This is a genomic window from Bifidobacterium lemurum, assembly GCF_014898175.1.
Classification (GTDB): Bacteria; Actinomycetota; Actinomycetes; order Actinomycetales; family Bifidobacteriaceae; genus Bifidobacterium; species Bifidobacterium lemurum.
Genome location: NZ_CP062948.1, coordinates 823,342 through 836,890, shown reverse-complemented (window position 1 = coordinate 836,890; position 13,549 = coordinate 823,342). Strand labels below are relative to the sequence as shown.

Sequence of the window (13,549 nt, the reverse complement as noted above, 5' to 3'; positions counted from 1 at the left end):
TAGACAAACGCGAGGGAGAGGCAGCCGTGTCTCTCCCTCGTTCGTCGCAAAGGAGCGGCAGCCATGACCTTATTCAACGTCAAGCCGGCGCGGCGTATCGCCTCCGGCTTCCACCCCGATCCCACCATCTGCGAAAAGCCCGAGGGCGGATACCTGATGGTGAACAGCTCGTTCGAGTATTTCCCCGGACTGCCGGTGTTCGAAAGCGAAGACGGCGAGCATTGGGCGAAAATCGGCGCCGCGATGGACCGCGCCAGCCAATTCCCCTACGAGACGATGTCCAACAACCAGGGCATCTACGCGCCCACGCTGCGGTGGCATGACGGCACGTACTATCTCATCGTCACCAATGTGAACACCGGCAATATGATCCTCACCTCGACCGATCCGCGCGCCGGCTGGTCGGAGCCGATCTGGGTGGAGGGGTGGCCCGGCATCGACCCCAGCCTGTTCTTCGACGACGACGGCAAGGCCTATATCTGCGGCAACGAGGGTGGCGGCGAGGACGAGCCCGCCGGCATCTACCTGTCCGAAATCGACGCGGCGAGCGGCACCGTGCTCACCGAGCGCCGCCGCATCTGCGCGGGCATCACCGGATCCAACCCCGAGGGGCCGCATCTGTACAAGCGCGGCGGCACGTACTATCTGATGTGGGCCGAGGGCGGCACCGAATCGGGGCATATGGAGAACATCGCCCGCGCCGACGACCCCTACGGGCCGTATGAGATGTATCCGGGCAACCCGTTGATCACCAACCGCAGCACGCATCTGACGCTGCAGGCCATCGGCCATTGCGATTGCGCCCACTTCGAGGACGAGTGCACGCTGATGGTGTTCCACGGCACCCGCAACAACGACGAATATCCCGCCCAAGGCTGGATCGGACGCGAACCCTACGCCGTCTGGTTCAACTGGAAGGACGGCTGGCCGGATCTGGCCGACCAATCCTACGACTGCGCGCTCGTCGGCGACGGCGGCTCGCTGGAGCAGGCGGTCGCGTGGGTGACGCCCGCCATCGACGCCGAACAACGTTATCTGGTCGAATCGTCGAATGCGACGGACGGCTCGGCGACGATCGCGGTGCGGGCCCGGGAACAGGATTTCGGCCTCGCGCACGGCGCTCCGCTGATCGGCACGCGCCAGACCGATGTGCGTTTCGCCTTCCAGGCCACGCTGGCTGATCCGAAAAGCCTGGAGACAGGGCGGGCCGGTGTGGTGGTGTATGCCAATTCGGCCCACCATCTCACCATCGCCGCCCATGCGGCGAACGACGGCGTCGTCACCGTGGAGGCCCGCGTGCATAACGCCGGACTGTCCACGACGGTGGGCATGGCCAGCCTGCCTGCGGCGCCGATGCTGACGCTGATCGTGCGCGGCGACGAGCGCGGCTATTATTTCGAGGCGCGCTCCGCCGACTGCGATACGTCCGTGCCGCTGGGGTTCGCGCCCGGCAAGGTGCTGTCGTTCTCCAACGCGGGCGGATTCACCGGCGTGCTGCTCGGCGTGTACGCGCACGGCGGCGGCGAGGTGGCCTTCCACGACGTGACGTACCGTGCGGGCGCGTCTGGCCCGTCGGCCCAGTCCCGCTGAGCCGGTCCCGCACCATCCCGTCCATACCCATCATCATTAAGGAGACCCGCGATGCAACCCCTGTTCGACAGCTTCCTGTTCGGCGGCGACTGGAACCCCGAGCAATGGCCCGAGGAGACCTGGGAGCGTGATATCGAGATGCTCGAGCACGCGCATATCAACGAAGCCACCATCAACGTGTTCTCATGGACGCTGTTGCAGCCCGACGAGGGCGAATACGACTTCGCCACGCTGGACAGGATCGTGGCCCTGCTGGTGCGCCACAAGTTCAACATCGTGCTCGCCACCTCCACCGCCGCACTGCCCGCATGGCTGGTGCGCACCCATCCCGAGGTCATCCGCACCGAATCGAACGGCCGGCGCCACGTTTTCGGCGGCCGCCACAACTTCTGCCCGAATTCCGCCGTGTTCCGCGCGCTTTCCGGCGAACTCGCCTCGCGCGTCGCCGAACGCTACGCGGGCACCCCGGGACTGAAGGCCTGGCATATCGGCAACGAATACGGCGGCGGTGGCGGCATGTGCTACTGCGAGACGTGCGCCGAGGCCTTCCGCGAATGGCTGCGCGGCAAATACGGCACGCTCGAGGCGCTGAACCGGGCGTGGTGCGCGAACTTCTGGAGCCATACGATCGTCGACTGGGCCGACGTGGTGCCGCCGGTGGAATACGGCGACGGCATCGGCACGGAGAAGTCGGTGGTCTCCGGGCTGCTGATGGACTACCGCCGCTTCCAGAACGAGTCGCAGCTCGCCTGCTATGTCAACGAGCGGGACGCGGTGCGCCGCCATGACGCCGCCACCCCGATCACCACGAACCTCATGGGAACGTTCAAAGACCTCGACTACTTCGCATGGGGTCGCGAGATGGACGTGGTCAGCTGGGACAACTATCCCGGCATGGACACGCCTGCCAGCTACACGGCCATGTGCCACGACCTGATGCGCGGCGTGGGCGGCGGCAAGCCGTTCATGCTGATGGAGCAGACGCCGAACCAGCAGAACTGGTTCCCCTTCTGCAAGGTCAAACGCCCTGGCGAGGTGCGCGCGCTGAGCTGGCAGGCCGTCGCCCACGGCGCCGACACGGTGCAGTTCTTCCAAATGCGCCAGTCGATCGGCGGTTGCGAGCGCTTCCATGGCGCGGTGATCGCCCACGACGGCACCGAGGACTCCCGCGTCTACCGTGAGACCGCGGCGCTCGGCGCCGAGCTGGCGCGGGTCGGCGTCTCGCTGATGGGAGCCGAGGTGCATGCCCGGGTGGCCGTCATATTCGATTGGGAAAGCTACTGGTCGCTTGAGGGATGTGTGGGGCCCACTGCGGGATTCCAGTATCCGCAGGAGGTGCATCGCTTCTACCGTGCGCTGCACCGTCGCAATATCCCGGTCGACATCATCCCCAGCACCACGGCGCTCGCCGAACTGAAACGCTACTCGATGGTGGTCGCGCCCGTGCTGATTATGGCGAAACCCGGCGTGGGCGAGGCGATCGAGGAGTATGTGCGCGGGGGCGGACGCTTCGTCACCGGCTATATGTCGGGCATCCATGACGAGCATGATCTGGTGGTTCCCGGCGGATACCCCGGCCCGTTCCGCACGGTATGCGGTGTGTGGGCCGAGGAGATCGACGCGCTGGCGCCGGGCGATGCGATCGAGGTGCGTCTGGAGGATGCGACCGTGCATGGCGAGATCGTCGCCAGCATCATGCATCTCGAAGGCGCGCGGGCGTTGGGCGTCTACGGCGGCGGCGACTTCTACGCGGGAACCCCGGCGGTCACGGTGAACGAGTTCGGGCAAGGACGGGCCTATTACGTTGGAACGCCGCTTGACCAGGCGGGTATGGATCTGCTGTTCGGCGGCATCGTCGACGAGTTGGGCATGGAATCGTACGTCACGCCGGACGGGGTCGAGGTGTCGCTGCGCCACTGCGACGACGGGCGTGCGTTCGTGTTCGTCATCAACCTGACCGGACTGGCGCAAACCGTCGCGCTGCCGCGGCTCGCGACGGGACGGGCGGTGTTGGGAGAAGCCTGTGATTGGGAATCGTGCGACCTCGGCCCCTATGAGGTGCGTGTGGTGGCTGTTGGCTAGACTGGTGTGAGAATCTCGACCAAGAGGAGGCAAATCGTGGGTGCGTCGCGTGTATTGGCGTTCGACGTCGGATTGCATTTCATCCGCTACTCGCTGTTCGTCGACGGGCGTCAGGGCATGCCCGGTACGATCGCCACGCCCGTCGACAGCGCGGAATCGTTCTATCGCGCGCTGGCGGCGGTGGCCGACGCGCAACGCGACCCCATCGACGGCATCACGGTGAGCTTCCCCGGATTCATCGACACCGTCCGGCAGCGGGCCATCACGGCCGGACCTCTGCCGGCGTTGTACGGCCGCACCATCGGCGACGAGCTGAAACGGCATCTCGACCGACCGGTGCCGGTGTGGATGGAGAACGATGCGAATTGCGCCGCGATGGCCGAATATCTCAGCGGCAACGCGCGCAATCTGCGTGACTTCGTGCTTGTCACGGTGGACACCGGCATCGGCGGCGCGGTTTTTCTCGATGGCAAAATCCATCGGGGGCGTGATTGGCGCGCCGGCGAATTCGGCATGATGATGGTCAACCGCGGTTCGGGATACCTTTCGTTGCATGATTACGCTTCGACCACACCGCTGACGCGCGACTACGCCGAGGCGTTCGGGGTGCCGGAGGAGGCGGTGGTGGCCGGCAGTCTGCTGCAGCGCCTGGATGATCCGCAGGTGCAGCGGATTGTGGAGCGGTGGGCGGATCAGCTCGCTACGGGCATCTTCAATGTGATCACGGTGCTGGATCCCGAATGCGTGCTGCTGGGCGGCGCGATCAGCCGCGAGGTGACGCTGCTGCCGCTGGTGCGCGAGGCGTTGGACCGCATTCCCTATTGGCGTGATTTCCGCACGCCGATCAAGCGGTGCCGTCATTCGGGCAACGCTGGGCTGATTGGCGCGTACTACGCGTTTATGACCGAGGTCATGAACGAGACTGTAGCGTGAACGGATGCAGGCATCGCTGCGACTGGGGATCGTATTCCGACGGGCCGAGCATGCCCTCCCACGTGTGCGCGGGGAACAGTTCGTCCGAGAAGTGCAGCCATTCCTCCAACAGATCCAATGAATCGTCCGCCAGCCAGTGGTATTGCAGTCCGTCCATCGCGGACATGGACAGCGTGTACAGGTGGTAGAAGCGCTCCTCGTCGTAGCCTTCGGGCAGGATCCAGTTCATCGAGCGGACAAGCTCCCAGTTGCGCTGCTGCCGGCCGATGAAGAACATATGCGCGGGATGCTCGGGGGTGAGCGCCTCGCCGTTGAGCGTGGCATACAGCCGCACCATTTCAGGGCGCTGCAGGTTGTACAGCACGATATTGAGGCAATAGCGCGGGTAGTACACCACGCGGTGGCCGTCGAAATCGGTGAGCGTGGCCGATGAGGCGTTGAACTCGTCGGCGTCCGGGGTGTCGTAGCCCTCCGTCAGCACCATGCGCAGCAGGTCGTCCTTGGACTGGATGTAGTGGTAGATCGCCGCCTCGGTGATGCCGATCTCGTCGGCGATGTCCTGCAAAGACATGCCCCAGAATCCTTTGGCGGCGATGACCTTCATGGCCGCCTTGAGGATCTGCAGATGACGTTCCTCCTGCGTCATGCGCTTGCGTTTGACGAACGTTCTGCCGCCAGTCACATCGCGGGCGACGGTGTCCACGTCGGACCGCGACGCGGCGGACCAGTTCGTGGGCTCCCTCCGAAACTTCTCCCATGCTGCGACAACCATATCGACCAGGCTCCTTTGCTGCGGATGTTGATGCCCACTCTACCGGAGCGTGCGGTTCGCCCAATCCATGGCGAGTTCCGTCCAGTTCTGAACGGCGGGGAAGATGTTGCCTTTGCCTCCCCACGCGGTCTCCTCATTGGCGAGGGCCAGCCCGTGGCCTCCCTCCGGGAAAAGATGCGCCTCGACGCTGACGGAGGCGTTCTTGCAGGCTTGGATGAGCATAAGCGTGTTCTCGACGGGCACGGTTTCGTCGGGCATGGTGTGCCAGACGAACACGGGTGGAGTCTTCGCGTCGATATGCCGTTCGATCGACAGCGATTCGAGCATGGCGGGATCCTCGGCGAGCCCGCCCAACAGGTTGTCGAAGCTGTCGCGATGGGCGAGCCGGCCGGAGGTGACCACCGGATAGGACAGCATCAGGGCGTTGGGGCGCACCGCGTCCGGATCGTATCCGTGTTCGCGCAGGGTGTCGTCGCCCGCCGTGGTGGCGAGATTGGCCGCCAGATGCCCGCCGGCGGAGAATCCTATGGCGGCCACGGCATCGGGGTCCACATGCCATTCGTCGGCGTGCTCGCGGATCAGTCGCATCGCCTCGGCCGCTTCGAGCAGCGCGGTGGGATAGCGGGACGGAGCCACGGAATAGCGCAGTACGAAAGCCTGGTATCCCGCGGCGAGGAATCGCAGGGCGATGGGTTCCGCCTCGCGGTCGGAGGTCATCGCGTATCCGCCTCCGGGGATGACCAGAACCGCCGGCCGGCGGCGTTCCATATCGACCTCGGGGCTGTTGTCGATGCTGTAGCCGATGAATCGGGCCGCACTGCCGTCGACGCCTGTGATGACGCGCTCCATATACTGCATGTCGGTTCCTTCGCTAAGGCGCAACCGTGTGGTTGCATGTCGTGTGCTTTGAGTATATCATCCTTATTTATAAGGTTATAAATAAACATGGCCGTTTTATGACGTTCATTGGCGGCCGTGTACTGTTGCCTAGTGTATAGGCACCAAGCAAAGGAGCGATCATGACCTATCGATTCCCCGACGGTTTCACCTGGGGCACCGCCACCGCGTCGTACCAAGTGGAAGGCGCGATTCACGAAGACGGACGCACCCCCTCCATCTGGGACACCTTCTGCGCCGAACCGGGCCATGTGTTCGACCATTCCTCCGGTGAGTTCGCCTGCGACCAATACCACCGCTATCCGCAGGACATCGCCCTGATGAAGACGCTGGGCATCGACGCCTACCGCATGTCCGTCTCATGGTCCCGCATCATCCCCGAACTGGGCGGCCCCGTGAACCAGGCCGGCGTGGACCACTACCTGCGCGTGCTCGACGCCCTGCGCGACAACGGCATCAAACCGGTCGTCACGCTTTACCATTGGGATCTGCCCCAATATCTGCAGGATCGCGGCGGATGGCCCGAACGCGACACCGCGCTGCGTTACGGCGAGTATGCGGGCGTGCTGGCCCGCGCCTTCGGCGACCGCGTGGACACCTGGACCACGCTGAACGAGCCATGGTGCGCCGCCTACCTCGGCTACGGGTGTGGAGACCACGCCCCCGGCATCAAAGACCACGCGCAGGCGCTCGCCGCCGCCCACCATCTCAATCTGGCGCATGGATTGGGCGTGCAGGCCGTTCGCGGCGAACTCGGCGACGCCGCGCGTTGCTCGGTGACGTTGAACCTCTCGGTGACGCGCGCGGCCAGCGACTCCCCGCAGGACGTCGCCGCCAAGCGTCGCGCCGACCTGCTCAACAACGAGGTGTTCCTCGGCCCCATGGTGGAAGGCCGCTACGATCCCGAACTTTTCTCCGCCACCGAACATGTGACGGACTGGTCCTTCGTGCGCGACGGCGACGTCGAAACCGCCCACCAGCCGATCGACGTGCTGGGGGTCAACTACTACTCGACCAACACCGTGCGTTGGCGCGACGAGAACTCGGTCGAAGCCGTCGCGGACGACGGTCCCGTGGCCACCTCGCCGGCCGGTCTTGACGTGCACAACGATCCGATCCCCGCGCAGGAATCCGTGGAGACGCTGCCTCCGACCGGCGAACTGACCGCGATGGGCTGGAACCAGGATCCGCAGGGTCTGACCGACATCCTGGTCGAGCTCGCTCAGCGCTACCCGGAACTGGAACTCATGGTCACGGAGAACGGCTCGGCCTGGGAGGACGAGGTCACCCTCGATCCTCAGGTCGAAGGCGTGCCCGCCGGAGACGACGGATTCGCCGTCGTACCGGGCAAGATCGTGCACGATCCGCAGCGCGTGGCCTATCTCGACGCGCACGTCAAGGCGCTCGCCGCCGCCATCGACGGAGGCGCGAACGTGACCGGCTATTACGCATGGTCGCTGCTCGACAACTTCGAATGGGCGTTGGGCTACACCAAGCGTTTCGGCATCGTCCGCGTCGACTACGACACCCAGGAGCGTATCTGGAAGGATTCGGCGCTGTACTACCAGCGTCTGGTCTCCACCAACGGCATTCCCGAAGCGTGACCGAGAAAGCCTCGTCGGTCGCGGTTTACGCGATCGACGGCTTTTCGGGGAATTGCAGCAATACGTTGACGGTGAAGTAATGGTTCTCCGTGCTGAAATCGATCAGTCCCGAGTACCGTTTCACGATTGACCTGACCACACGCAGGCCAATGCCATGGTTCTCCTTATCGGCTTTGGACGTATGGAGCTTGGCGTTGGCCTGCAGCACGTCGTACGCGATGCGGTTGCTGATGGTGATGTGCAGGAAATTCTTCGCCTGGGCGATGGCGATGCGTATCTCCTTGCGGTCCGGGCCGTCCGGCTGCTCCTTGCTCGCGTCAATCGCGTTGTCGAGCAGGTTGAGCATAAGCGCGCAGACATCCTGATCCCGGAACGGAAGATTCGCCGGCACGGACAGATTCGTGACGACATTGATATGGGCCTGACGCGCTTCGGCGACTTTCTGCATAAGAACGAGGTCGAGCGTCGGATTGCCTGTGTCGATCTCCTCCAACGCCGTGAGGCGATAGCTCAACTCGGTGTCCAGATATCGTTCCAACGTTGCGTAATCACGTTGCTTCACCAACGAATCGATGTAGAAGAACGTGTTCTTCAATTCATGCTTGACCTGCCGCAACTGGTCCACGGTGGCTTGAGACCGGCGGAACTGCTCCACTTGGGATGCCAGCCGCACGTTCTGCGTTTGCATCTGTGAGTTTTGCCCAACTCGTCGGTGATGAGGAACGTCAGATAGTACATCAGCATGATCAGCCAGAACATGATGAGATCCGTCATGACGGGAGAGGCCGCCTGCCCCCTCATGATCGGCTGTCCGGACAATGTCGCGATGATGGCCACCGATAAGGTGCACAACGAGAGAATCAGCCAATACCGGCGGGGCAGATGGATCGTCGTGGCGAACCGGGTGAAAAACCAGCCGCATGCCGCGAGCACGAGATAGTACAGCACATGCCAAAGGAATGAGGACACCGGTTCGGAACGCGTCACGGCATTGATGCCGTCGGACGGCAGCATAAGGATGGACTTCAGCACAACGACGCAGAACGTGCAGGTGACGACGAGATGAAGGATGTTCAGCAGGCCGCCGCGCAGCGTGCTGATGGCGAATGCGAAGGAGACCGCGGCCAGAAACAGGCAGTAGACGGTGTAGTTGTCATATGTTGTTTCGATCGGACGATACACCAGGAAAAAACCGGCCGTCGTCGCCACTACGGCGAGCATATGCGCGGGAAGCCGCAGTTTGCGGGGAAAATTGAACGACACGACCAAAAGAATGTACAGCAGCGAGCAGGCCGCCTCGACTCCGGCGGTGGGGAGATTCGAGATGTCCATCATTCCGCTCCCGTCCCGCAGATGAACGACGTGAAGGCGTCCCTGACGGCTTGCTGGTGGCTGCGGCCGATGGGCAAGGTCCCTCGATCGTCCAAAGTGAGCGAATCCCGAGACAGCGCGAAGATGAAACGGCAGTTGACGACATAGCTTCGGTGGCATTGCACAAAGCCATGGGGTTCGAGCCGTTCCGCGATCGCGGATAGCCGGCATTGGATGCGGGTCTTGCTTGTCGTGGTCACGAACAGGCATTGTTTGCCTATGGCTTCGATATAGACCAGTTGCTGGATGTCGAACGAATACACGCGACTGGAATGAAGCTCTTCGACGGAGACGACCTTCTTCGATGATTTGCGGAACTCACGGGCGATGGTCTGCGCCAATAGAGGAAGGGTCTCGAGAAAGTGGCTCTTTCTGAGGAAAAAGAGAGGCTGCACCTCAAACGTCTGGAACACCAGCTCCTCTTTATTGGAGATGAACACCACATGGGATTGGAACCCCAAGTCGCGCAGTCCGCGTGTGAGCTCGATGCCGTTCCATCGCGGCATATCAATGTCGAGGAACAGGATGTCGTAATGCGTCCCGCGTTGTATGGCGGCGAACAGCTGTTCCGCCCGAGCGTATACGTCCAGACGCATGGGAACGCCATGTTCGCTGAGCGCGCGTCGTAAATGCCGTTCGATGAAGTCGAGGCCGTCGATGTCGTCGTCGCATACGGCACCTCGGTATTGGTGGTCCGGCACGGGATTGTTCGAAGCCACGTCGCCTCCTTCACGATTGCTGTCTTAATGGTACAAGGCGTTTGATCCGGCGGCGGCTTGAAAATACGTCGTTCATTCCATATCGCTGTCGTTCGTTCCATACGAACGGAAAGCGCGGATGCTCCAACATACGCTGAACTCGCACATGCATTGGCGCATGTCGGAAACATCAGGAGGAATATATGGCAAAAAGAGAGAATAGGTGGGTCAAACCGCTGGTCATCGCAGCCATCGTGGTCGTCGTTGCCGCGGTGTGCTATCTGGCGTACACGAAAATCTACGACATGCTGTTCGGCGGCGCGGTGGCCGTCAGCATGGAGGACGTGTACAGCACGCTCAACGCGATCAAGTGGCCGATCATCATCGCGCTTGTGGTGATCGTCGCGGCGGTCGCGCTCGGCATCGGCGTGAGGAAACAGTCCACGGAGATCGTCAAGCTCGTCCGCTGGCAGGCCGTGGTGGCGTCCGTGGCGGCGGTGGTCGTCGCTTTCAGCGTCATCACCCTGAATATCGAATATTCGCTGATCAACAAGGTGATGACCGGTTCCGACGGGTTGAGCGCCGCCACGCAGGAAGAGTCTCTTCGACTCGGTGAGGAGATCACCGGCGAGGGCATCGTGCTGCTGAAGAACGAGGGCGATGCCATGCCGCTGAGCACCGATACCAAGCTGAACGTGTTCGGCTGGGCGAGCACGAATCCCACGTACGGCGGAACCGGCTCCGGCAGCGTCGATGAAAGCACCGCGGTCACCCTTCTCGAGGGACTGCATAACGCCGGATTCGAGACCAACGAGACGCTGACGCGGTTCTATGAGGATTATCGTTCCGACCGTCCCGTGGTCGGCATGCAGTCGGTGGATTGGACCGTGCCTCAGCCGACGATCGAACAATACGATGACGAAGGCATCTTCGAAGACGCCCAGGCGTATTCCGACACGGCGTTGATCGTCATCGGCCGCTCCGGTGGCGAGGGAATGGATCTTCCCGATAAGTACTCCAGCGAGTCCAGCTATAACAAATCGCAGAACGGCGGCGACGTCGTCTACTCGACCCAAGAGGATGACATCGATTCCGATAAAAGCTATCTGGAACTGACCAACCGAGAGATCCAGATGGTGGAACGCGTCACGGAGAGCTTCGATTCCGTGTATGTCGTCGTCAATTCCGCGAACGCGATGGAGCTCGGCTGGTTGGACGAATACGACAGCATCAAGGGCGCCGTATGGTGCGGAGGCGCCTCCGCCACCGGCTTCAACGCCTTAGGCGAGGTGCTTTCCGGAGAGATCAACCCCTCCGGCCGCCTGGCCGACACATACGTGTACGATCTGCGGGCCACTCCGACCTATAACAACTATGGCAATTTCGAGTACGAGAACTCGACGGAGATCACGCAGTCCGACGAGAACGTGGCGAAGTTCGTCAATTACGTCGAGAACATCTACGTGGGATACAAGTACTATGAGACGGCCGCCGTTGAAGGAGTCATCGATTATGACGCCGTGGTGCAGTATCCGTTCGGCTACGGCCTGAGCTATACCACATTCGAAGAGGAGATCTCCGGTTTCGAACGCAACGGTTCCACCACCACCGTCGAGATAACGGTGACCAACACCGGTGACACCGCGGGCAAGGACGTCGTGGAGTTGTATTACACGCCCCCGTACTACAACGGCGGCATCGAGAAGGCCAGCACCAATCTGCTTGACTTCGCGAAAACCGACGCATTGGAGCCCGGAGAGTCCCAGACGCTGGAAATCGTGTTCGACGATGAGGATATGGCCTCGTATGACGATCAAATCAACAAGAGCTATGTTCTCGAACACGGCGAATACACCATCACGCTGAACACCGATTCCCACACGGTCGTGGACTCCCGCAGCTTCACCATCGACGACGATGCCATCTACAACGACGACAACGATGGCAAGCGATCCACCGATCTGGTCACGGCGACCAACCAGTTCGACGACGCGCGCGGCGACGTCGTCTATCTGAGCCGCGCCGATCACTTCGCGAACTATGACGAGGCGACCGCGGCTCCGACCGATATGACCATGTCGGAGGAAAGTATGGCCGTCTACCAGAGCAAGGCCACCTTCGACGCCGCGGATTACGATGACGCCGACGCGGAGATGCCCGTCACCGGTGCCGACAATGGCCTGACCATCCAGGACATGACCGGGCTCGATTACGACGACGAACTGTGGGACGACCTGCTTGACCAACTGACCGTTGACGAGATGGTGGCGGGCGTCGCCGATGGCGGCTTCCATATGGTGTCCATTGAATCCATCAATTCCGGCGAGTCGGTGGACGCCGACGGCCCCGCGGGCTTGTCCAGCAATTTCAACGACAGCATGACCGGCACCGCATTCCCTCCGGCTGTGGTCATCGCCTCCACTTGGAACAAGGATCTCGCCGAACAGCGGGGCACGCAGGTCGTCGTTGAAGGCAAGGAGCTCGGCATCACCGGTTGGTATGGCCCCGCGATGAACATCCATCGTTCGGCCTTCTCCGGACGCAACTTCGAGTATTACTCCGAAGACGGCACTTTGTCCGGATTCATCGGCGCCGCCGAAGTGACCGGCGCCACCGAACAGGGCATGATGACGTACATCAAGCACTTCGCTCTCAACGACCAGGAAACCAACCGCACCAACGGATTGTGCACTTGGGCGACCGAGCAGTCCATCCGCGAGATCTACCTCAAGGCCTTCGAGAAGTCCTTTAAGGAAGGCAAGAGCCTGGCGGTGATGTCTTCGTTCAACGCCATCGGCGCGCGTTGGGCCGGCAGCAACTCGTCGCTGCTGCAGTCCGTGCTGCGCGACGAGTGGGGTTTCCATGGAGCGGTGGACACCGATGCCATGGATCCGCTCGCCGATTTCTATATGGATCTCAACCGTGGCATCCGCACCGGTCTGACCCATGGTCTGTCCATGGGAACCTACGATGGTCTGATCGATGACACGGAGTCCGCCGGCACGGTGATCGCCCTGCGTGAAGCCATGCACGAGAACCTGTACGCCGTCGCGAACTCGACCGCGGTGGAGAAGAGCGCCGCCATGCCGATGTGGGCGAAGTGCGTCATCGCGGCCGACATCATCATCGCGCTGCTGCTGGTCGGCAGTGAGGTGCTGGCGGTCCGGGCGTTCATGCGGAGGCGGAACGAAAACGCGGTCACGGTGGTGAACTCCGCCGACTGATGGAATGTGACGGCTGAGCCCATTTCTCCTTTCTCTGCTTAACCGTCATTCGCAAAGCCGGTGAGACGAGTATGTATGTGCATACGCGTCTCACCGGCTTTTTTCAAGGAGTGCGACTTCCGTGCGCGTTATGTGGGTTCGCAGGTCGCGACACGCCGGGTGGAGATGTTTTTCGGGTGTTTTTTGTTTTGTGTGATGCCTGCGGTGTGTGTTTTGGGCGTTGGGATGGTGGTTTTTGTCTGTTTTCGACACGCCGATGGATGCGTGTGTTTGCAGTGGGTTTGGGGGTGTTGGATTGGGGTGGGGTTGCGCTGGTGGCCGGGTTCGTGTAAGTTATCTCTTCGCTGCCTCACAGCGGCGCGGTTCCCTCTCTGGGAG

Annotated in this window: 10 protein-coding genes; 5 read left to right on the top strand and 5 right to left on the bottom strand. The window is 62.1% G+C overall.

All coding sequences use genetic code 11. The annotated features are described in order from the left end of the window. Positions 1-63: 63 nt before the first annotated feature. Genes BL8807_RS03205 through BL8807_RS03195 form a run of 3 tightly spaced genes read left to right on the top strand, consistent with a single transcriptional unit; the run spans position 64 to position 4,605 of the window. On the top strand, positions 64-1,590 hold the full coding sequence (locus tag BL8807_RS03205) for a glycoside hydrolase family 43 protein (RefSeq protein ID WP_072724524.1): 1,527 nt from the start codon (positions 64-66) through the stop codon (positions 1,588-1,590). Positions 1,591-1,641: 51 nt separating this feature from the next. Continuing rightward, the gene (locus BL8807_RS03200; RefSeq protein WP_072724522.1) at positions 1,642-3,672 is read left to right on the top strand and encodes a beta-galactosidase; all 2,031 of its coding nucleotides are present in this window, start codon (positions 1,642-1,644) and stop codon (positions 3,670-3,672) included. 36 nt (positions 3,673-3,708) lie between these two features. Next, positions 3,709-4,605, top strand: coding sequence for an ROK family protein (locus tag BL8807_RS03195; RefSeq protein WP_226847450.1), 897 nt, complete (start codon positions 3,709-3,711; stop codon positions 4,603-4,605). Here the strand turns inward: BL8807_RS03195 and BL8807_RS03190 are convergent. After that, on the bottom strand, positions 4,583-5,377 hold the full coding sequence (locus BL8807_RS03190; protein ID WP_072724520.1) for a TetR/AcrR family transcriptional regulator: 795 nt from the start codon (positions 5,375-5,377) through the stop codon (positions 4,583-4,585). The two genes, BL8807_RS03195 and BL8807_RS03190, sit on opposite strands and share 23 nt — an antisense overlap. A 39-nt stretch (positions 5,378-5,416) precedes the next feature. Next, positions 5,417-6,235 carry an alpha/beta hydrolase gene (locus BL8807_RS03185; RefSeq protein ID WP_072724518.1) on the bottom strand — a complete coding sequence of 273 codons (819 nt, stop codon included), beginning with the start codon at positions 6,233-6,235 and terminating at the stop codon, positions 5,417-5,419. A 161-nt stretch (positions 6,236-6,396) separates the two neighbouring features. Here BL8807_RS03185 and BL8807_RS03180 point away from each other — a divergent pair, with 161 nt between their 5' ends. Continuing rightward, a complete protein-coding gene (locus BL8807_RS03180) occupies positions 6,397-7,878 on the top strand; it encodes a glycoside hydrolase family 1 protein (RefSeq protein WP_072724516.1) in 1,482 nt (493 codons plus the stop codon). Between the two features lie 25 nt (positions 7,879-7,903). Here BL8807_RS03180 and BL8807_RS03175 read toward each other — a convergent pair whose 3' ends face one another. The 3 genes from BL8807_RS03175 to BL8807_RS03165 are packed head-to-tail and all read right to left on the bottom strand — an operon-like array spanning position 7,904 to position 9,968. Next, entirely contained in the window at positions 7,904-8,473 is a 570-nt protein-coding gene (locus BL8807_RS03175) for an ATP-binding protein (RefSeq protein WP_193057493.1), read from the bottom strand. Then, the gene (locus BL8807_RS03170) at positions 8,470-9,213 is read right to left on the bottom strand and encodes a hypothetical protein (RefSeq protein ID WP_158217119.1); all 744 of its coding nucleotides are present in this window, start codon (positions 9,211-9,213) and stop codon (positions 8,470-8,472) included. The genes BL8807_RS03175 and BL8807_RS03170 overlap by 4 nt, the downstream gene beginning before the upstream one ends. Further along, positions 9,210-9,968, bottom strand: coding sequence for a LytR/AlgR family response regulator transcription factor (locus tag BL8807_RS03165; protein ID WP_072724511.1), 759 nt, complete (start codon positions 9,966-9,968; stop codon positions 9,210-9,212). Before BL8807_RS03165 ends, BL8807_RS03170 begins: the two co-directional genes overlap by 4 nt. A gap of 182 nt (positions 9,969-10,150) precedes the next feature. Between BL8807_RS03165 and BL8807_RS03160 the strand changes: the two genes are divergently transcribed. Continuing rightward, the gene (locus BL8807_RS03160) at positions 10,151-13,171 is read left to right on the top strand and encodes a glycoside hydrolase family 3 N-terminal domain-containing protein (RefSeq protein WP_083570138.1); all 3,021 of its coding nucleotides are present in this window, start codon (positions 10,151-10,153) and stop codon (positions 13,169-13,171) included. Positions 13,172-13,549 lie beyond the last annotated feature (378 nt).